The sequence below is a fragment of the Nonomuraea harbinensis genome, from assembly GCF_019396385.1.
GTDB classification, from domain to species: domain Bacteria; phylum Actinomycetota; class Actinomycetes; order Streptosporangiales; family Streptosporangiaceae; genus Nonomuraea; species Nonomuraea ferruginea.
In genome coordinates, this window is the sequence record NZ_JAHKRN010000031.1 from 84,823 (window position 1) to 104,388 (window position 19,566).

General features: G+C 68.9%; 19 protein-coding genes. 13 read left to right on the forward strand and 6 right to left on the reverse strand.

Translation table 11 applies throughout. The features are described 5' to 3' along the window. Nucleotides 1-15: 15 nt before the first annotated feature. Nucleotides 16-339 carry an ArsR/SmtB family transcription factor gene (locus KME79_RS28360; protein WP_219547293.1) on the reverse strand — a complete coding sequence of 108 codons (324 nt, stop codon included), beginning with the start codon at nt 337-339 and terminating at the stop codon, nt 16-18. A gap of 65 nt (nt 340-404) precedes the next feature. On the opposite strand from KME79_RS28360, the gene KME79_RS28365 reads away from it, so the two are divergent. The 3 genes from KME79_RS28365 (at nt 405) to KME79_RS28375 (ending at nt 3,891) form a co-directional block, all read left to right on the forward strand. After that, nucleotides 405-1,466, forward strand: coding sequence for a flavin-containing monooxygenase (locus tag KME79_RS28365; protein ID WP_219547295.1), 1,062 nt, complete (start codon nt 405-407; stop codon nt 1,464-1,466). A gap of 135 nt (nt 1,467-1,601) precedes the next feature. Next, nucleotides 1,602-3,050, forward strand: a complete 1,449-nt coding sequence (locus KME79_RS28370) for an FAD-dependent oxidoreductase (protein ID WP_219547297.1) — start codon at nt 1,602-1,604, stop codon at nt 3,048-3,050. 241 nt (nt 3,051-3,291) lie between these two features. Further along, complete coding sequence (locus tag KME79_RS28375; RefSeq protein ID WP_219547299.1) at nt 3,292-3,891, forward strand: sigma-70 family RNA polymerase sigma factor; 600 nt, start codon at nt 3,292-3,294, stop codon at nt 3,889-3,891. 101 nt (nt 3,892-3,992) lie between these two features. Here the strand turns inward: KME79_RS28375 and KME79_RS28380 are convergent, their stop codons facing one another. The 3 genes from KME79_RS28380 to KME79_RS28390 are packed head-to-tail and all read right to left on the reverse strand — an operon-like array spanning nt 3,993 to nt 8,222. Then, nucleotides 3,993-5,693 (reverse strand): tannase/feruloyl esterase family alpha/beta hydrolase, encoded by a 1,701-nt coding sequence (locus KME79_RS28380; RefSeq protein WP_219547307.1) that lies wholly within the window; start codon nt 5,691-5,693, stop codon nt 3,993-3,995. A 25-nt stretch (nt 5,694-5,718) separates the two neighbouring features. After that, the gene (locus KME79_RS28385; protein WP_219547309.1) at nt 5,719-7,281 is read right to left on the reverse strand and encodes an acyl-CoA synthetase; all 1,563 of its coding nucleotides are present in this window, start codon (nt 7,279-7,281) and stop codon (nt 5,719-5,721) included. A 5-nt stretch (nt 7,282-7,286) separates the two neighbouring features. After that, nucleotides 7,287-8,222, reverse strand: a complete 936-nt coding sequence (locus tag KME79_RS28390; protein ID WP_219547311.1) for an NAD(P)H-dependent flavin oxidoreductase — start codon at nt 8,220-8,222, stop codon at nt 7,287-7,289. 145 nt (nt 8,223-8,367) lie between these two features. On the opposite strand from KME79_RS28390, the gene KME79_RS28395 reads away from it, so the two are divergent. The 10 genes from KME79_RS28395 to fmdA all read left to right on the forward strand — a co-directional run bounded on the left by KME79_RS28395 (nt 8,368) and on the right by fmdA (nt 16,968). Beyond that, a complete protein-coding gene (locus KME79_RS28395; RefSeq protein ID WP_219547313.1) occupies nt 8,368-9,555 on the forward strand; it encodes a lipid-transfer protein in 1,188 nt (395 codons plus the stop codon). Nucleotide 9,556: 1 nt separating this feature from the next. After that, nucleotides 9,557-9,994 (forward strand): MaoC family dehydratase N-terminal domain-containing protein, encoded by a 438-nt coding sequence (locus tag KME79_RS28400; protein WP_219547315.1) that lies wholly within the window; start codon nt 9,557-9,559, stop codon nt 9,992-9,994. Beyond that, nucleotides 9,991-10,404 (forward strand): MaoC family dehydratase, encoded by a 414-nt coding sequence (locus KME79_RS28405; protein ID WP_219547317.1) that lies wholly within the window; start codon nt 9,991-9,993, stop codon nt 10,402-10,404. Before KME79_RS28400 ends, KME79_RS28405 begins: the two co-directional genes overlap by 4 nt. Nucleotides 10,405-10,422: 18 nt before the next feature. Then, complete coding sequence (locus tag KME79_RS28410) at nt 10,423-11,247, forward strand: SDR family NAD(P)-dependent oxidoreductase (RefSeq protein WP_219547319.1); 825 nt, start codon at nt 10,423-10,425, stop codon at nt 11,245-11,247. A 45-nt stretch (nt 11,248-11,292) separates the two neighbouring features. Further along, nucleotides 11,293-12,495 (forward strand): TetR/AcrR family transcriptional regulator, encoded by a 1,203-nt coding sequence (locus tag KME79_RS28415; RefSeq protein WP_219547320.1) that lies wholly within the window; start codon nt 11,293-11,295, stop codon nt 12,493-12,495. A gap of 278 nt (nt 12,496-12,773) precedes the next feature. Further along, entirely contained in the window at nt 12,774-13,109 is a 336-nt protein-coding gene (locus tag KME79_RS28420) for an ArsR/SmtB family transcription factor (protein ID WP_219547322.1), read from the forward strand. Nucleotides 13,110-13,121: 12 nt separating this feature from the next. After that, nucleotides 13,122-14,360, forward strand: coding sequence for a GNAT family N-acetyltransferase (locus KME79_RS28425; RefSeq protein ID WP_219547324.1), 1,239 nt, complete (start codon nt 13,122-13,124; stop codon nt 14,358-14,360). A gap of 270 nt (nt 14,361-14,630) precedes the next feature. Further along, on the forward strand, nt 14,631-14,906 hold the full coding sequence (locus KME79_RS47510) for an FmdB family zinc ribbon protein (RefSeq protein WP_219547326.1): 276 nt from the start codon (nt 14,631-14,633) through the stop codon (nt 14,904-14,906). A 94-nt stretch (nt 14,907-15,000) separates the two neighbouring features. Next, nucleotides 15,001-15,651, forward strand: coding sequence for an AmiS/UreI family transporter (locus tag KME79_RS28435; protein ID WP_219547328.1), 651 nt, complete (start codon nt 15,001-15,003; stop codon nt 15,649-15,651). Nucleotides 15,652-15,720: 69 nt separating this feature from the next. Then, nucleotides 15,721-16,968, forward strand: a complete 1,248-nt coding sequence (gene fmdA, locus KME79_RS28440; RefSeq protein WP_219547330.1) for a formamidase — start codon at nt 15,721-15,723, stop codon at nt 16,966-16,968. 126 nt (nt 16,969-17,094) lie between these two features. Here the strand turns inward: fmdA and KME79_RS28445 are convergent, their stop codons facing one another. Then, nucleotides 17,095-17,523 carry a hypothetical protein gene (locus KME79_RS28445; protein ID WP_148030836.1) on the reverse strand — a complete coding sequence of 143 codons (429 nt, stop codon included), beginning with the start codon at nt 17,521-17,523 and terminating at the stop codon, nt 17,095-17,097. A gap of 437 nt (nt 17,524-17,960) precedes the next feature. Further along, on the reverse strand, nt 17,961-18,779 hold the full coding sequence (locus KME79_RS28450) for a DUF4259 domain-containing protein (RefSeq protein ID WP_219547332.1): 819 nt from the start codon (nt 18,777-18,779) through the stop codon (nt 17,961-17,963). Nucleotides 18,780-19,566: the final 787 nt, after the last annotated feature.

Below are 19,566 nucleotides of genomic sequence, written 5' to 3' on the forward strand. Positions count from 1 at the left end.
TAGAAGAATGTCAAATCAGCCGCATGAGCCGTCCGGCGGGCAGCACGCCCGCAGGGTCGCCTGCAGATCCGCGAGCGCCCGCGCGATCCCGTTCGGATCGACTCGGTAGTAGACGGTCTTCCATTCCCGCCGCGCCACCAGCACGCCGCTGTCACGCAACGTCGCCAGTTGCGCGGACGCGGCCGACTGAGCCAGGCCGAGACGCTCGGCCACCTCGCCGACCGTCAGCTCGGACTCGCCGCCGAACAGCAGCAGGATCTGCTGGCGGGTATCACTGGCCAGCGCCTTGAGGAAGCCGCGCGCGGCGTCGGTCAGCTCGATCCCGTTCGTCGTCTCCACGGGCCGACTCTACCGCCTCGTATTGTCAGTCCATGATTTCACGATTTGACGATACGATGCCGAACATGGACACGATCATCATCGGCGGCGGACAGTCAGGGCTGGCCGCCGCCCGCGCCTTGCGCCACGCCGGCCTGGCCCCCGTCATCCTCGAAGCCGGCGAGCGGCCCACCGGCTCCTGGGCGGGCTACTACGACAGCCTCACCCTCTTCTCGCCCGCCCGCCACAGCGCCATGCCCGGCCAGGACTTCCCCGGCGACCCCGACCGCTACCCCACCCGTGACGAAACCGTCGCCTATCTGGAGAGCTACGCCGCCACCCTCGACGCCGAGATCCGCACCGGCACCAAGGTCGCCACAGTCGAATCCGACGGCGCGGGCGGGTTCCTCGTCCACACCACGGCCGGCGAGACCCTGCGAACCCGTGGCGTCGTCGCGGCCAGCGGCTCGTTCGGCAACCCGTACATCCCCGACCTGCCTGGACACTTCACCGGACAGTCGCTGCATGTCGCCGGGTACCGCAACCCCAAGGAGTACGCCGGGCAACGCATCGTCGTGGTCGGCGGCGGCAACTCGGCCGTCCAGGTGGGCTACGAACTCGCCGAGGTCGCCACCGTCACCCTCGCAACCCGGCAGCCGGTCCAGTTCATGCCGCAGATGGTCGGCGGCCACGACATCCACCACTGGCACACCACCACCGGCTTCGACGACCTGCCCCCGCACTGGCTGGCCCGCCTGGCCGGCGGCACCCTCGTCCTGGACACCGGCGACTACGCCACCGCCCTGCAGGCTGGACGGTTCGACCGGCGGCCGATGTTCACCGCCTTCGACGGCGACGAGATCGTCTGGGCCGACGGCACCCGAGAAGTCGTGGACACCGTCATCTTCGCCACTGGTTACCGGCCCAGCCTGGACTACCTGCGCCCGCTCGGCGCCCTCGACGCCCATGGGCTGCCTTTGCAGGTCGAAGGCCTGTCCACCACGCATCTCGGGCTCGCGTATGTCGGGCTGGAGTTCCAGCGCTCGTTCGCATCCAACACGCTGCGTGGCGTGGCCCGCGACGCCGCCCACCTCGCCACGCCCTTGGCCGTCTACGCCGGCAAGGCCCTGGCGGCATACGGCTTCTGACGTGTAATCCCCTCCGGTCACGGTCGCTCTTGTGCTGCTCCTGGTGGCGGCGTACGGGCTGGTCATGTACGCCGTCTCCGGGCTCGCGCTCATCCCCTTGCGAAGAACCACTCTCCTGCGAAAGGAACTCGCCTGATGAACACAGATCTGCCCGTCGTGGTGGTCGGCGCGGGCCCGGTCGGCCTGGCCGCCGCCGCCCACCTGGCCGAGCGCGGGCTGCCCTTCACCATCCTGGAAGCAGGAGACGCACCCGGCGCGTCCGTACGCCAGTGGGGGCATGTGCGGTTGTTCAGCCCGTGGCGCTTCAACACCGATACCGCCGCTCGGCGCCTGCTGGCCGAAGCGGGCTGGACCGCCCCGGACGCGGACGAGCTGCCGACCGGCGCCGAGCTGGCCGATCGCTATTTGCGGCCCTTGGCCGAAGTTGCGGGCATCGCGCCGTACGTCCGCTACGCGACCAAGGTCGCGGCGATCAGCCGCCTGGACACCGACCGCCTGCGCACCCCCGGACGGGAGACGACGCCGTTCGTGCTGTACCTCGATGACGGTGAGGAGATCCTCGCCCGCGCCGTCATCGACGCCTCCGGCACTTGGCTCACCCCGAACGTGCTGGGTGCCAACGGACTACCTGCCCCGGGCGAAGCCGCCGCCACGCCGTGGATCGACCATGCGCTGCCCGACGTCCTGGGCGTCGATCGTCACCGCTACGCGGGCCGGCATACCGTCATCGTCGGCGCCGGCCACTCGGCGGCGACCACCCTTCTCGCCCTGGCCGAACTCGCCAACCAGGCACCAGGCACGCGGCTGACCTGGGCCATCCGCGCCGACGCGCCCGAGCGGGCCTACGGCGGCGGGGACGACGACGCGCTGCCCGCCCGTGGCTCGCTCGGCTCCGGCCTGCGGCTGCTGGTCGACAAGGGCCTGGTGGAACTGGCCGCGAACTTCAAGATCCGAGCCGTGCGCGTACGCCCGGCCGGCGTGGAACTGGTCTCTCGGCACGCCGACGGCTCGGAACGGCGGCTCGCCGCGGACCGCGTCGTCGCGGCCACCGGTTTCCGTCCCGACCACGCCATCGTCGCCGAACTCCGCCTGGATCTGGACCCGATCCTGGGCACCACCCGCCTGCTGGCCCCGCTCATCGACCCCAACGACCACTCCTGCGGCACCGTACGCCCGCACGGCGTGGACGAGCTGACCCACCCGGAGCCCGGCTACTACGCGATCGGCATGAAGAGCTACGGCCGCGCCCCCACCTTTCTGCTGGCCACCGGCTACGAACAGGCCCGCTCGGTGGCCGCCGCGCTGGCGGGCGACTGGGAGGCGGCCCGCGACGTCCGGCTCGAGCTGCCCGCCACCGGCGTGTGCTCGGCCACCCTCGGCGTCAAGGCCATCGCCGAACAACTCGGCCTGGACCCCGACACACCCGCCCGGCTGATCGCCGCCACCACCCGCCACCTCGCCGCCCACACCAGCGCGCCAGAGGCGGTGCTCGCAGCGGCCGCCGAACTCGGCATCGACGAGAACGCGGCCCTTCAGTTGGCGGCCTTCGCCGCCGAGCAGTTCGACGGTGCGTCCATCTCGTGACGGCGGCGTCTATCTGACGTACGCATCCATACGAGAAAGGAAACCACCATGACGGCATGCTGCCCGCCCACCACGATGACGACCTGCTGCGAAGGCGAAGCCAAAGCCGAATGCTGCGGCACCCAGCAGACAGCGACCGGGACGGCGGCGGACGAAGCGCCGAGCACCTGCGGCTGCCGGTAACCCTGGAGGCAGGGGCCCGGAGCCGCCGGGCCCCTGCCTCCGTCGACAGGAGGCTCTCATGCTCACCGGGACCGACGAGCTGGTCGAGGCGTGGCAGGCGATGCGCGACCGGCTGCTCGTCTTCGTCACCGACCGCGTGGCCGGTCACTCGGACGCGGAAGACATCGTCCAGGACGTGTTCATCAAGGTCGGCGGGGGAATCGGCGGGCTCCGGGACGGCAAACGCCTGGAAGCGTGGATCTACCAGGTGACACGCAACGCGATCATCGACCACCACCGGGCCGCCGCCCGCCTGCGCCACGCCGAGGCCCGCGCGGCGGCCGAGGAACGGCTCGCCTCCTCGGCAGAGCCGGACAAGCGCGAGGCCTTGACCGCGCTGACCGGCTGTCTGGCCCCGCTGCTGGCCCTGCTGAACGAGCGCGACCGGCAGGCGATCACCATGGTGGAGTACGACGGCCTCACCCAGACCGAGGCTGCGCGGCGCCTGGGCATCTCGGTATCCGGCATGAAGTCGCGCACCCAGCGCGCCCGCGCCCGCCTGCGCGATCTTCTGACGCAGTGCTGCCAGATCGCCGTCGACGTACGCGGCGACGTGCGCGCGATCCGGCCCGCTTGCTCCTGTTCTTCCCTGTCAGCTCGCCAACCTGGCAGTAGCTGATCCGTTCTGTAGTCCCTCCGCTGGATAGACGTGTAGCGGGATGATCTGCTCAGAACAGCCGAGCGGGTGGCACCGCCGGTGAGCAGCGCCGCCCTCGGACGTCAGCCGGACTTCGGTTGGGATCGGCCGCACTTGAGCGTCATGCCTTCCCAGCGGCACCACTCCTGGTAGCCGGAGGTGAAGGGCGCGCCCACCCACGGGTACCGGTCGTCGGGGAGCTCGGCGGGCATGACGCCGGTGAAGCTGGCCGCGTCGTCGATGCTGCCGCTGCCGGTGTACGTCGTCTGCATGGGATACGGGTAGACGGGGCGGGTGCGTACCACGTCGTCGCCGCTCTTCTTGCCGGCGATGACCTTCTGCGGGGCGATGCCCTTCTCCACCCAGTCGTACAGCGGGCTGAACAGGTCGAAGGTGTCGGGGCCGTGGCCGCCGGTGCAATGGTAGACGCCGGGGAACATGAACAGGCGGGCGAACTGCTGGGTGGCCTGCGAGCCGCCCATCCGCTTGGTCACCGCGTCGTAGTAGGCGAGCGTGCTGCCGGCCGGGATGGCCGGGTCGGACCAGCCGTGCCAGAGGATGAGCTTGCCGCCGCGGTTCTTGAAGGCGCGCAGGTCAGGGTCGGTGGAGTCGTAGACGCCGCGCATGTCACGCAGCTTGTCGAGGGTCTTGCGGTCGAAGCGGTGGTCGGCGAGCGTGAAGGATGCGGGCGGGTTGCGCCAGGAGCCGAAGTACTTCAGGTAGTCGAGTCCGAGTGAGGCGAGTACGGCGCGCTGGCCGGCGGGGGCGACCACGTACCCGAGCCAGGCCGGCTCGGTGCCCTTGGGGAGGCCGGAGGGGAACAGGCGACGGCCCTTGTCGTCCACCGGCCCCTGGTAGAACTTGCGGACCACGTCCACCTGCGCGTCCGTCAGGCAGTCGGCCTGTGGGCCGGCCGTGCAGCGCAGGCTCGCGGGGTCGAACGAGCACCTGCGGGGGTCGTCGATCTGGCCGTCTTGCAGGCCGTCCACGGTGTCGCAGGTGTCCAGCACCTTCTGGTGCAGGAGCTGTATCTTGTCCACACCGAGGATCTGGCCGCCGTCGGGGGCGGTGTTGGCGTTGGCGATCCACGGGAAGAACATGCCGGCCAGCGCGGTGAGGTTGTTGCCCGGAGCTCCGGCGATGATGCCGTCGAAGTCCTCGGGGAAGCGCTGGGCTTCCATGAGTGCCTGGCGTCCGCCGTTGGAGCAGCCGGCGAAGTAGGAGTACCTGGGTGCCTGGCCGTAGTACGCCTTGATGAGGGCCTTGGCGGCCAGTGCGGTGACGTGTTCGGAGCGGTAGCCGGCGTCGACTCGCAGCTGTGGGCTGGAGTGCGCCCACAGCCCGTCGACGGAGCTTGCCCCGATGTGGCCGCTGTTGTCGGCTCCGATGACGACCTTGCCGTCGTCGGGTGGGGCGCAGTTGCCGGGCAGGTGGTGGTTGGAGTTGTCCGGGTCGGCGAACCCGCAGAAGCCGCCGCAGCCGAGTTGCAGGTAGCGGCCGCTCCAGGCTTCGGAGGGCAGCCGGACCTCGAACTGCACCTGTGGTGAGACGTACCCCTTGACCTGGCAGTACGCGGGTTTCTGCGCGGTGGCGGAGACCGCGGTCGCGCTCAGGATTCGGGTGGGGGCTTCGGGGAGGCCTGTGAGGTCGATCCCGCCGAGTTGCTGACAGGTGATGGCGGGGGTGAGGTCCGTGCTCGTGCTGGCGGCGACCTGGCCGGGGACGGCGCCCGTGGCGAGGATCAGCAGCAGGACGGAAGCTAAGAGCCGGGCTGTGCCTTTCATGGCCTTGTCCTTTTCGGGGGTGCGGTCAGTTGACCTGGCGGCGGCGCCCGGCCCAGTACGGGGCGCGCAGCGATCTTTTGTCGATCTTGCCGGAGGGGTTGGCCGGCAGGGTGGCGGCGAAGTCGATGCTCTTGGGCGCCCATACGCTGCCCTTGCGCTCCTTGACCAGGGCGATGAGCTCTTCGGCGGTGACCTCGGCGCCGGGCCGGGTGACGACGACGGCCTTGACGGCCTCGCCCCACTTGTCGTCCGGGACGCCGATGACGGCGCACTGGGCGACGGCGGGATGGGTCACCAGGACGTCCTCGATCTGCCTGGGGAAGACGTTGAACCCGCCCGTGACGATCATGTCTTTCTTGCGGTCGACGATGAAGACGTAGCCGAGCTCGTCGACGAAGCCGATGTCGCCGGAGCGGACCCAACCGTCCTGCATCACCTCCGGGTCGAGACCGCTGTTGACGTAGCCGGCCATCTGGCCGGGCTGGGCGGCGCAGATCTCGCCGATCTCGCCGACGGGCAGGGCGCGGCCTTCGGGGTCGCGGATGGTGAGGTCGACGTGGTACATCGGCCGTCCTGCGGAGGCCAGCCGTTCCTCCCCTTCGGGGGTGTCGAGCCGGTGGTCCTCCTTGCGCAGGCAGGTCATGTAGCCGGGCTCGGTGCCGGCGTAGGTCTGCACGAAGATGGGGCCGAATGCCTCCAGCGCCCGGCGCAGGCCCTCCGGGGCCATCGGCGATCCGGCGTAGATGACCGTGCGCAGCGACGACAGATCGGCGTCGGCCCGGCGCGGGTGGTCCAGGAGCATGTAGACGATCGTGGGCACGACGGCGGTGGCGGTGACCCGTTCGCGCTCGATGGCGTCCAGGAGCAGATCGAGGTCGAGGCCGGGCAGGATGACGTTCGTCCCGCCGCGCATGAAGACCGGCATGACGAAGGTCTGCGTGAAGTGGGTCAGGGGCGCGCCGTGGGCGAACACCTCGCCCGGCCGGATGTCGCCGATCTCGAGCCCCGCGGTGATGGCGTAGTGCGACCAGGTCGCGTGCGTCTGCAGGACGCCCTTGGGCACGCCGGTGGTGCCGGAGGTGAAGCCGACGAACGCCAGGTCGTCGTCGGCGAGCTCGATCGCGGGCGGCGCGGTCGGCTGGGCGGCGAACGTCTCCTGGTAGTCCAGGATGCCGGGGATGGTGTCGCCTCCACTGGCCAGCCGGATGACGTGCTTGAGGTTGGGCAGCCGGTCCCGGATCTGGGCGATGGCGTCGTCGAAGGCCTGGTGGTAGATGAGCGTCGAGGCCTGCACCTCCTCCAGGAAGAAGCAGAAGTCCTCGGCCGTGGCCCGGGCGGGCATCTGGGTCATCGCCGCGCCGGACTTCCAGATGCCGACCATGGCGGGGATGAACTCCAGGCAGTTGGGCATCAGCAGCCCCACCCGGTCGCCCTTCCCCACGCCGAGTTCCGACAGGCCGTTGGCGATGCGGTTGGCCCAGCCGCTCATCTCCTGGTAGGTGAGGCGGCGTTCTCCGTCGACGAGTGCGGTGCGCTCGGCGTAGTACGCGCACGCCATGTCGAACACTCTCGGTGTCGAACCCCACATGATGGTTACCTCCCTGTTCCGGCGAGCGTGGCCGCCGTCGCCTGTCGCGCTTGCTCGTACTCCCGGCGGGTACGCCGGACGAGCTCCGCGACGCTGGTGATCTCCGTAACCCCCGAGACGCTGTGGCCGGCGCTCCACACGTGGCGCCGGGTCAGCAGGCGATGCTGGGTGAAGCCCTCCACCGGGGCAGCGTTCTGCGCTGTCTGCTCCTCCAGCCAACTGCGCAGGAAGTTGGCGGGCAGGCCGCTGAGCGCGGTGGACAAGGTGACGTCGTCGAGGGTCGCGTCGACCAGCGCGGCCCGGAGACGTTCACCGGCGAGGCTCTCGTGTGTGGCGATGAACTTGGTCCCCATGTAGGCCAGGTCGGCGCCGAGAACCTGCGCCGCCCAGACGGCGGCTCCGTCCGGCACCCCTCCCGCCAGCACGATCGGCCCGTCGAACCGGGCGCGGACGGCGCGGACGAACGACAGCGGATTGGCCCAGCCGGTCTGGCCGCCCGCCCCGGCGGTCAGCAGCACCAGCCCGTCCACGCCCGCCTCGATCGCGCGCTCCACGTGGTGCAGGCTCGCCACGTCGGCGAAGACCAGGCAGTCGGCGTCGTGCAGCGGCTCCAGCACCGGAACCGGGGAGCCCACGCTGGTGATGACCAGCCGGGTGCCGTATCGGACCAGGCACTCGACGTCGGCGCGCAACCGCTCGTTGCTGCGGTGGACCACCAGGTTCGCGGCGAACGGGGCGGCGTCGTCCTGCTCAGCGATCGAGGTGGTGATCTTCCCGAGCCAGACGTCGAGTTCCTCTGGTGAACGGGCGTTGTGCGTCGGGAAGGCGCCGATGACCCCGCTGCGGCACGCCGCGATCACCAGTTCCGGTCCCGAGACGTCGGTCATCGGCGCGGCCATGAGCGGTAGCGCCAGCCGCGACAGCGGCGACGGTAGGGCCATCGTCCCTCCACTAGTGAAGATCAAATGTTGCGTTGATGAGGCTCACATGCCTGCCTCGCTGCGCATTTGATGTCGTAAGTAAATATGGATTAATGTCGCTTTGGCAAGAGTGAGTCGTCGGCTCCAGTCCCGTGGAGGACAGAAGATGGACCGTACCGTCCAGATCGCGGGCGTCGGGATGATCCCGTTCGCCAAACCCAGCGCAAGCGAGCCCTACGACGTGATGGCCGAGAGCGCCGCGCGAGCCGCGCTGGCCGACGCGGGTATCGACTACCACCAGGTGCAGCAGGCCTACGCCGGCTACGTGTACGGCGACTCGACCTGCGGACAGGCGGCCCTCTACGGCCTGGGCCAGAGCGGCATCCCCATCGTCAACGTGAACAACAACTGCTCGACCGGCTCCTCGGCGCTCTGGCTCGCCCGGCAGGCGGTCAAGTCCGGCGTGGCCGACTGCGTGCTCGCCCTGGGTTTCGAGCAGATGCGCCCCGGCGCGCTGGCGAACGTCTGGGACGACCGCCCCAGCCCGCTTGCCCGGAGCGCGGACGCCATGACCGCCATCCAGGGCATCGACGACCACGCCCCGATCGCCGCGCAGTACTTCGGCGGCGCGGGGATGGCTTACGCCGACAAGTACGGCACCGCTCCCGAGACCTTCGCCAAGATCGCGGTCAAGGCCCGCCGGCACGCCGCGAACAACCCCTACGCCGTCTTCCGCACCCCCGTGAGCGAGGAGGAGGTGCTGGCTTCTCCCCCCATCTACGGGCCACTGACCCGACTGCAGTGCTGCCCGCCGACCTGCGGCGCGGCCGCCGCCGTGGTGTGCAGCGAGGAGTTCGCCCGCCGGCACGGCCTGGACGCCACGGTGACGATCCGGGCGCAGGCGCTGACGACCGACACCTCCACCACCTTCGACAGCGGTGACATGACCAAGGTCGTCGGCTACGACATGACCCGCGCCGCCGCGACCCGCGTCTACGAGGAATCGGGTGTCGACCCACAGGACATTCCCGTGGTGGAGCTGCACGACTGCTTCACCACCAATGAGCTCATCAGCTACGAGGCCCTCGGCCTCACCCCTGAGGGGACGGCCGAGAAGTTCGTGCTCGACGGTGACAACACCTACGGCGGCCAAGTGGTCACCAACCCCTCAGGCGGGCTGCTGTCCAAGGGCCACCCGCTCGGCGCCACCGGCCTCGCCCAGTGCGCCGAACTGGTCTGGCAGCTGCGCGGGCAGGCCGAAAACCGCCAGGTAGACGGCGCCCGGCTCGCCCTCCAGCACAACCTCGGACTCGGCGGCGCCTGCGTCGTCACCCTCTACGAGCGGACGGCCTGACATGACCGCGGACCTGCGCACACCCGCCTTCACCGTGCCCGCCGAGCGAGGCCGCCTGCGCTTCTTCGCCCAGGCCATCGGCGAGCACGACCCCATCTACAGCGACCTCGACGCCGCCCGCAAGGCCGGGCACCCGGACCTCCCCGTTCCGCCCACGTTCCTGTTCTGCCTGGAGATGGACCGGCCCGACCCCTTCTCCTTCCTCGCCGAGGCCGGGATCGATCTCGCCCGCGTCCTGCATGGCGAGCAGCGCTTCACCTACCACGCCATGGCTCACGCCGGCGACGAGCTGACCTTCGAGTCGCACATCGCCGACACGTACGAGAAGAAGGGCGGCGCCCTGCGCTTCCTCGTCCGGGAAACGCGCGTCACCCGAGCCGGCGAGCCCGTCGCCGACCTGACCAACGTCATCGTCGTCCGCGGGGAGGCAGCCGCGTGAACAATCTCCATGACATCGCCGTGGGAACGGAGCTGCCGCCGCTGCGCGTGCCTTCCATCTCGCGTACGACGCTCGCGCTCTACGCCGGCGCCTCCGGCGACCACAACCCCATGCACATCGACCTGGACGCGGCCCGGGCCGCAGGCATGGACGACGTCTTCGCCCACGGCATGCTCTCCATGGCCTACCTCGGCCGGCTGCTGACCGGCTGGGTGCCCCAGGAGCGCATCCGCTCCTACAGCGTCCGTTTCGCCGCCATCACCCCCGTCCACGGACAGCCGACCTGCACCGGCCGCGTCACGGCGATCGAAGAGGCCGACGGCGAACGGCGGGCCCGGCTGGACCTGCGAGTGGCGCTTGAGGACGGCACCGTCACCCTCACCGGCCAAGCCCTCGTCGCCCTCACCTGAACCATCGAAAGGACACCCGTGGGAACGCTCGACGGAAAGACCGCCCTCGTCTCCGGCTCAGGGCGCGGCATCGGCCAGGCCATCGCCCTGAAACTCGCCCAGCAGGGAGCGCGCGTCGTCGTCAACGACCTGGACCCCGAACCTGCCGAGGAGACCGTACGACTGATCAAGACCACCGGCGGCGAAGCCGTCGCCTGCGTCGGCAGCGTCACCGACGACGGCTTCGCCGACCGGTTCGCCGCCACGGCCGCCGACACCTTCGGCGGCGTCGACATCGTGATCAACAACGCCGGCTACACCTGGGACAACGTCATCCAGAAGATGACCGACGAGCAGTGGGACGCGATCATCGACGTCCACCTCAAGGCGCCATTCCGGATCCTGCGCGCGGTCCAGCCGATCATCAGCGCCCGCGTCAAGGAGGAACGCGCCCGGGGTGTGCACGTCCAGCGCAAGATCGTCAACATCTCCTCCATCGCCGGGCTCAGCGGGAACGCCGGGCAGGCCAACTACGGCGCGGCCAAGGCCGGCGTCGTCGGGCTGACCAGGACCCTGGCCAAGGAATGGGGGCGGTACGGGGTGAACGTCAACGCTGTCGCCTTCGGTCTCATCCGCACCCGGCTCACCGAGGCGACGGCCGGCGGCGACGCCACCATCGACGTCCAGGGCCGCGAGATCAAGGTGGGCGTGAACCCCGACCTGCTGACCGCCATGGAGCGCATGATCCCGCTCGGCCGGGCCGGCACCCCGCAGGAGGCCGCCGGCGCGGTCTACCTGCTGTGCACACCCGAGTCCGACTACATCAGCGGCGAAGTGATCGTCTGCGGGGGCGGGTACCGCTGACGTACCGGCCTACGATGCGCAGGTGACTTCGACGGAGGGAAGACGATGAAGGCGCGGACCGCGGCGGCGCCCGCCCGGGGCAGCCGTCCCCGCAACCGCAAGGCGCAGATCGTCTCCATCGCCGCCGAGCTCTTCCATCGCCAGGGCTACCACACCGTGACGATGGAAGAGATCGCGAGCGCGGTCGGCATCACGGCGGGTGCCCTCTATCGGCACTTCCGCAACAAACAGGAACTGCTGGCGCGCACCGTCCTCGACGGGCTCCTGGCGTTCGAGACCCTCATCGACAACCACGCGGCCGGTGACGTCGACGGCCTCCTGCGCGCCATGGCCGCTCTCACGCTGGACCGGCGCGATCTCGGCGTGCTGTGGCAGCGAGAGTCCCGCAATCTCCCGGCGCCCGAGCGCGACCAGCTCCGTCACCGCTTTCGCTCCATCGCGGCCCGTGCGGCGGCGACCCTCGTCGCTGCCCGTCCCGGCCTCTCCCCCGCCGACGCCGACCTGCTGGTGTGGGCGATCTTCGCCACGTTCGCCAGCCCGTCCCACCACTCGGTGAGCCTGCCGCGCGCCCGTTTCGAAGACCTGCTGCACGCGATGGGCAGCACCCTCACCGAAGTCGTCCTGCCTCAGGCGCAGGGCCCGTCAGCCGGCGCGGCCCCGTCCGATCAACCGCACCCGGGGCTGGCTCGCGCCTCCCGCCGGGAAGTCCTCATGGACGCGGCCGCCCGGCTGTTCAACGAGCGCGGCTACCAGGCCGTCAGCATGGAGGACATCGGCGCTGCCGCGGGCATCAGCGGCGCGGGCATCTACAACCACGTCACCGCCAAGTCCGACCTCCTGGTGGCCGCGCTCACCCGCGCCGCCGACGCCCTGCAGCTCGACGCCTCCCGCGCCTTCGCCACCGCCACCAGCCCCCGGGACGCTCTCGACCTGCTGCTGCGCTCCTACATCGACCTGACGGTCAGCCACAGCCACCTCACCGGCACATTGATCACCGAGGTGATCCACCTTCCCGCCGAGCAACGCCACACGATCCGGCGCCTCCAGTACGACTACGTCAGCGAGTGGGTGCACCTGCTTACCGCCGAGCGACCCGAGCTGATCGAAGCTGAGGCCCGGGTCGTCGTGCACGCGGTCTTCACCACTATCAACGACCTCGCCCGGATCGACCATCTGCGCGAACGGGGTGATCTGTCCGGCGATCTTCTTGCCGCCTGCCAGGCTCTCCTGCTCGCACGCCCCGGGTGAGATCAGCGGCCGGGTTTTGCGTCGAGCCGGCTCGGTGGCGCTCCAGAGCTTGGCGGGAACGTCCAGTTCGAAGAGCCACGGCGGTGCCTCCGGCGTTGACGTACTCAAGCCACACGGGGACGCTCATGACGCAAGGGCCGCGCCTTGTTCGTGGGTGATGCAGGCGATGCGTCACGCGCCTTGTCCTCGCCGCCGGCATGGCGTGGCCGGCGCAAGTTCGACATACGTGCTTCCCAGGGCTTTCGCTCTTCCCTTTGATCTATTATCGTCGATTAACGATGAGCGAGGAAACGGGACCGCTGCCGCGCGCGGAGGCGGAGGAGTACGCGAGCTGGTTCAAGGCACTGGCAGACGCGACGCGGATCCAGATCGTGTCGCTCCTGGCCCGGCGGCGCGCGCCGATGAGCGTGGGCGAGATCGTGGCCGCCTCAGGGGTGGGCCAGTCCACCGTCTCGCACCATCTGAAGATTCTGGCCGAGGTGCGGTTCGTGCTGGTGGAGCGGCGGGGCACCGCCGGCCTGTACCGGATCAACGAGGTCTGCGTGAGCTGTTTCCCGACCGCCGCCGACGTGGTCATGGGCAACTCCGCCCCGGCCCCGCCCACCTGCGAGTAGAGGAGCGATGCCATGGCGCAAGAGGAGATCATCAGGCGCTACTCCGCGCTGGCCCGCGACGCCGCGGCCGGCCGGACGATCGCCGACTGCGGCCCCGAAGCCTTCGACCAGGGCCGATTCGGCGCCGCCGGCTACGACGACCTCGGCCTGCTGCCCGAAGCGGCGGTACGGGCGAGTCTGGGCTGCGGCAACCCGGTGGCCGTCGCCGAGTTGCGGCCCGGTGAGACCGTGCTCGACCTGGGCTCGGGCGGCGGCATCGACGTGCTGCTGTCCGCCCGCCGCGTCGGCGAGCACGGCCAGGCCTACGGGCTGGACGCCAGCGCCGACATGCTGGCGCTGGCCCGCCGCAACGCCGAGCAGGCGGGCGCGCGCAACGCGGAGTTCCTGCACGGCACGATCGAGCGGGTGCCGCTGCCGGACCGGTCGGTGGACGTGGTCATCTCCAACTGCGTCATCAACCTGTCCAGCGACAAGGCCGCGGTGCTGGCCGAGGCGTTCCGGGTGCTCCGGCCGGGCGGCCGCTTCGGCGTCAGCGACGTCGTGACGGACGGCGAACCGGACCCCGATCGGCGGGCGGCCGTCGAAGAGCGGATCGGCTGCGCGGCCGGGGCGCTGCCGGTGGCGGAGTACCGGCGGCTGCTGGCCGCATCGGGGTTCATGGACCTGCACATCACGTTGACCGCCGGCCACGGCGACGGCGTGCACTCGGCGATCGTCCAGGCCGCCAAGCCGGAGGCCCCACCCGGGACGGAGATCAGGCCCATGCGCGACGACGACGCCGACCAGGTGCTGGCCATCTACCAGGCCGGGCTGGACACCGGCCAGGCCAGTTTCGAGACCACCGCCCCGAGCTGGGAGGGCTTCACCGCGGCCAGGCTCCCCCACCTGCGCTACGTGGCCTTCGACACCGGCACCGGCCAGGTGCTCGGCTGGGTGGCCGCCTCCTCTGTCTCGGCCCGGCCCGTGTACGCCGGGGTGATCGAGCACAGCGTCTACGTCCACCCGGGATGCCAGGCCCAGGGCATCGGCCGGGCGCTGCTGTCGGCGTTCATCGCCGCCGGCCAGGACGCCGGAATCTGGACGATCCAGTCCGGCATCTTCGCCGAGAACGCCGCCAGCCTGGCCCTGCACCAGGCGCTCGGCTTCCGGGTGGTCGGCACCCGGGAACGCATCGGCCGCCACCACGGCGTCTGGCGGAACGTCCTGCTGATTGAGCGCCGCAGCCCCGCAACCAAGAACAGACCGCCGTAGAACCGTTTCGCGGTCTCCAGGTGCGGACTGCCGAGCTCGATCCAGCACGGCGAGCCTGGCACGAACCGGGTGGTGAGCATGCGTGCTCCCTCATGACAAAGCGAGGGTGGTCCACCCTGGTGCAGCCCATGTCGTGTACGACGGGTCGTCCCCCGCCCCACGCACCCCTGACTCTTGTCTTGACATGGCGACAACCCCCGAGGTGTGCTGGAGGTAAGGCCTCTATCGCCGCATGTCAGTGAGGCGATGAGGATCTCGACGGGGGGCGTCATGGCGACTTATGCGTATCGCTGTCTGGAGTGCGGGCCGTTCGAGGTGCGCCTGCCGATAGGGACCGCTGAGGCGGTTGCCGACTGCCCGGCGTGCCGGTCTCCGGCTCGCCGCGTCTTCACCGCGCCGAGCCTCGCCCGGCGGTCCCCGGCGATGTCCGCCGCGCTGGCCCGGGACGAACAGAGTCAGGAAGCACCCGAGGTGGTCACGCACGTGACTCCCGAGCGGCGACGAACACCGCAGCACCCGGCGCTGTCGCGCCTGCCTCGGCCTTGAGCAGACATGACGATCGATCTGAACGTTGCGTACGCCTGGACTCGTGGCGTTCCTGAACACACCGCCCGTCTGGGGCGTGAGGAGGTGTGTGGGGATGGGAGCCGTCGGACTCCTGTACGTGGGCGCAGTGCTCTTCCTCAATGGCCTGATGCTCCTGGGAAAGGTCGAGCCGCGCGCAGCCGGGATCTTCAATCTCTTCGTCGGAGCCTTGCAGGTGGTGACACCGACCCTGCTGATCGTCTTCAGCCCCGGCGATCCGGCCGTGCTCCTGAACGCGTCGGGACTCTACCTCTTCGGATTCACCTATCTCTATGTGGGGATCAATCTGCTGGGCGGATTCGACTCCACAGGTGTCGGCTATTTCTCGCTCTTCGTGGCCATCATGGCGCTCGGATACTCCTACGCCAACTTCCAGCTCCTCGGTGATCCGGGCTTCGGAGTCATCTGGCTCTACTGGTCCTTCCTGTGGACGCTCTTCTTCGTCCTGCTCGGCTTGAAACGCACGCAGATCACCAGGTACACGGGCTGGGTCGCGGCTATCCAGGGATGGGTCACGGCGGCGATTCCGGCATTCATGATCCTCACCGGATCCTGGCGCACCACCGCCCTCTTCGCGGTCATTCTCGCCGTGTTCGGCCTGGTGGTGTTCGCCGTGCTGTGGCCGCTGACGAGACACGGGGAACCGGCCGGCGAAACCTCAGAGGCGCAGGGGACCACCGGCACGCATCGCTTCCACCGGACGTGACCGAGCTCGAAGAGAGGTGAGGCGACACGCTGACCGCGAAGGAGTCATCGACAAAGGAGGGGAAGTGTCATGCCGAAAGTCGTATTCAGCGTCGACCAGTCGAAGCCGATGAAGGACCAGGCGACCCCAGGCCACAACCGCTGGCACCCGGATATTCCCGTGGTGGAAATGGTACGCCCCGGTGAGGAGTTCCGGGTCGAGTGCCGCGAATGGACGGACGCCCAGATCGGCAACAACGATTCGGCGAACGACGTACGCGATGTCGACCTGAGCTACGCGCACATGCTGAGCGGGCCCATCGGGGTCGAAGGAGCCGAGCCCGGAGACCTCCTCATCGTCGACATCCTCGACCTCGGCCCGGTGCCGCAGCAGGTCGGGGACGCACCAGGACAGGGCTGGGGCTACACCGGCATCTTCGCCAAGCGGAACGGCGGCGGATTCCTGACCGACTACTTCCCCGACTCGTACAAGGCGATCTGGGACTTCCACGGTCAGGTCGCGACCTCCCGCCACCTGCCGGGAGTCCGGTTCACCGGGATCACCCACCCTGGACTCTTCGGCACCGCGCCGTCGGCCGAGTTGCTCAGTTCCTGGAACCGCCGGGAGCAGGCGCTCATCGACACCGATGCGGGACGCGTTCCGCCGCTCGGCCTGCCGCCGTTGCCCGAGCACACGCTCGCCGGCACCGCCGACGGCGACCTGGCACAGCGGATCGCCGCCGAGGGAGCACGCACCGTGCCGGCGCGGGAGAACGGCGGTAACCACGACATCAAGAACTTCACCCGCGGCGCCCGGGTCTTCTACCCGGTCCACGTCCGTGACGCCAAACTCTCCGGAGGCGACCTGCACTTCAGCCAGGGCGACGGGGAGATCACCTTCTGCGGCGCCATCGAGATGGGCGGCTACATCGATTTCCACGTCGACCTCATCAAGGGCGGCATGGAGAAGTACGGTGTCACCACCAATCCGCTGTTCATGCCGGGAAACGTGGAGCCGAGATACTCCGAGTTCCTCTCGTTCATCGGGATCTCGGTGGACCACGACACCGACACCAACTACTACCTTGACGCGACGGTGGCCTACCGCAGGGCCTGTCTCAACGCCGTCGAGTATCTCAAGAGGTGGGGTTACAGCGGCGAACAGGCCTATCTGCTCCTCGGCTCGGCGCCGATCGAAGGGCGTGTCAGCGGGATCGTCGACATTCCCAACGCCTGCTGCTCGCTCTACCTGCCCACCGAGATCTTCGACTTCGACGTACGTCCGAACATGGAAGGGCCCGTCAAGCAGGACCGGGGCAAGTGCGCCGTGACGAGTTGAGGGGGACGTCACCGAGACCACGACGGCGGGGCCGACCGGGCCTCGCCGCTCGTCGCTTGGACCCCGAGAGGTCGGCGATCAGGTCGGTGCTGTGACTGAATGCCAGGATGCGAGGCGAGCTTCACCTCACGGCGTGCCGCCGATAGCGCATGCGCGGCACGGCGGACGACCGCAGGTGCACTGCGTGATGGCATCGAGGACACCGTGGTCGTGGTAGAGGCACTGGTCGTAGCAGGTGTGACGGGGAATGAACCCCGCCTGGATCTCGTCCGGCCACGGGTCTTCGCCTTCGCGGCAGCGTACGAACTGCTCCGGGTGCGTCGCGTGCAGTCCCTCCAGGCGGGTGCGAGCCTGGGTCTCCAGCGTGCGGGCCTCCGCCACCAGGGTCTTCAGCTGGGAGGCGAGGTCAGAGTACCGGTCGTCGCCGGTTCGTACGTGGGCCGCCCGCAGCGCCATCATGGCGTTGCCCAGGAAGCGGCCGGCGTCCTGGAGGTCCGTGGAGTGGTGCAGCTGCATACCTGTCACGCCCCGAACCCACACGGCGTCGTTGTTCATTGATCAACCTTTCGAAGGTGCGAGCGCTCCTGTTCCGGAGTTGTACGAGGCTGTCAACGAGGGTAACTGGAATTGTGGGTGAATTGCCGCATTTGTGAGGTTAGCCGTGGGGGGTGGAAGTGACTTTGAAATAGCTTTGCCAGAATTTGGCCCAGTGGCCATCCCATCCAAGGTGAGCTTGCACGCCGGTGTTCAGGGGTCGCTGACCTCCACGACCACAGCCCCCGCCGTGTCCCCGGCCGCGCAGCCGCTGAAGAGGCCGCGCCCGTCGGCACCTGCGGGTGACCGTAGACCAGGCTCGATCCGTACGGGTTCATCCGGTCCAGCGGGAATCCGGTCTGCCGGGAGAAGTAGAGGTCGTTCACGGCTCACGGGTTGTGCGTGGTCACCACGTCGATCGATCGCTCCGCTTGCCGAGCCGGTGGTTTCGGGATGTCTCAGTCAAGGGCGGGAAGCGAGGGAACAGGAGCGAGGCCGAGGTAACGGCCTGCCGCGCTCAGAGCCGTACGAACATCATCGGCGACCTGCTGAATGGCGGAGTCCCTGGAGATTTCAGGGGAGTGACCGAAGCCGATCCAGACCTCGGCTGTGGTGCGGCCACGAGAGATCCGCTCGCTGTAGACGCCCGGCACGAGTTCCCCGAAGACGAGCAGTTCCTGCAGGCCGGCCCGACGCCACCAGGCGAGCCACTCCGGAGCCTCGTTGACAGCTTGGACAAGGTGTCCGGCGACATCGGCGTAGGCGCTGTCGTGCGGCAGACTCTGGTCGGTGGTGCTCCAGAACACCTGGAGCCAGTGCTTGCCGGGGCGGGAGAAGTCCACAACGAACGGGGCCGCCGGCTCCTGAGGTTCACCGAACAGGGCCTTGCGGTAGGGCTCCAGATGCTCCAGGAACACCGGCCAGTCCGCGGCCCAGACCTCGCGGAGATAGTTGTCGTCGGCACGGGTGGCCACATTGAACGCCACGGCGGCCAGGCGACGCAGGTCATCGGAGACGGTGAAGGGGTTGCGGTCCAGCCAGTGATGAGCGGCCTCATCGGGAGCGATTCCCGAGATGCGGGCCGCGATCAGACAGGCGATCGCCAGGGCGGCCTCCACCTGGCCCTCCTCGGCATAGTCCTCGCTGTCGCGGACGAACTCGTCGAGCACCTCGGTCATCGCCGCCGCGATGTCATCGCCTTCTTCCAATTCCGCGACGGCGTCGGCGGCCTCGTCGCTGTCGAAGGGGCCTTCGAAGAAGGGCGTCGGGTCATCCATGCTGCGACTCCTTAGCGAAGAGGCGATCAGGGTATGCGCAGGGGTCACGGTCATCCATCTACGAGCACAAGTCGCACCTGATCGCCCAAGATCACCGACCCGACGTAGGGATGCTCAGCGGTGAGCACCGAAAGGCATGCCAGTTGAACATCTGGAACTCCCCTGGCGCCAGCCCTCCGCAGGCCGGAGCCACGGAGGTCGCTTCGGCGCCGGCGTCCCATACTGAAGGCGGCGGGGCAGACCACTGGAAACGAACGGTATGAACGGCGCACGCAGGGTATTCAAGGCATGCCGCGGCGTCAGACAGGAAACGGGGATCGGGGTGCTTCTCGGGTCAGGGAGTGAACTCCTCCATCTCGCCATCGCCGCTGTCGCCGCCTATGCGCCGGTGATGCTTCGCCTGGTCGCCTGGCCGACTACGCGATCAACATCAGGGCGAAAGGCGATCAAAGCACGCCCACAGTGCTGGTGATGGATGGGCGGCTGCTGGAGGAAGACCTCGAACCGCGAACACCGGCCAGGTGATCAAAGCGGAGTCTGCGGACGATCGTCCAAGGAACGGGATAGACGATGGGGCCATCCGATCTCCGGGGCAGGCTGGCTGTCCTGGGAGACATGCTGCGCACCCAGCTCTGGCTGCTGCCCTCCCTCGGCGTGGGTTGAGGGGCTCCGAATTTTCCGGACTCGACCCAAATGAAACTATATCATGCCGCGACTCGGTTATCGAACCATTCCTCTAGTACTTCCGATGGCGGGCGATATCCCAATCCAGAGTGAAGTCTTCGCC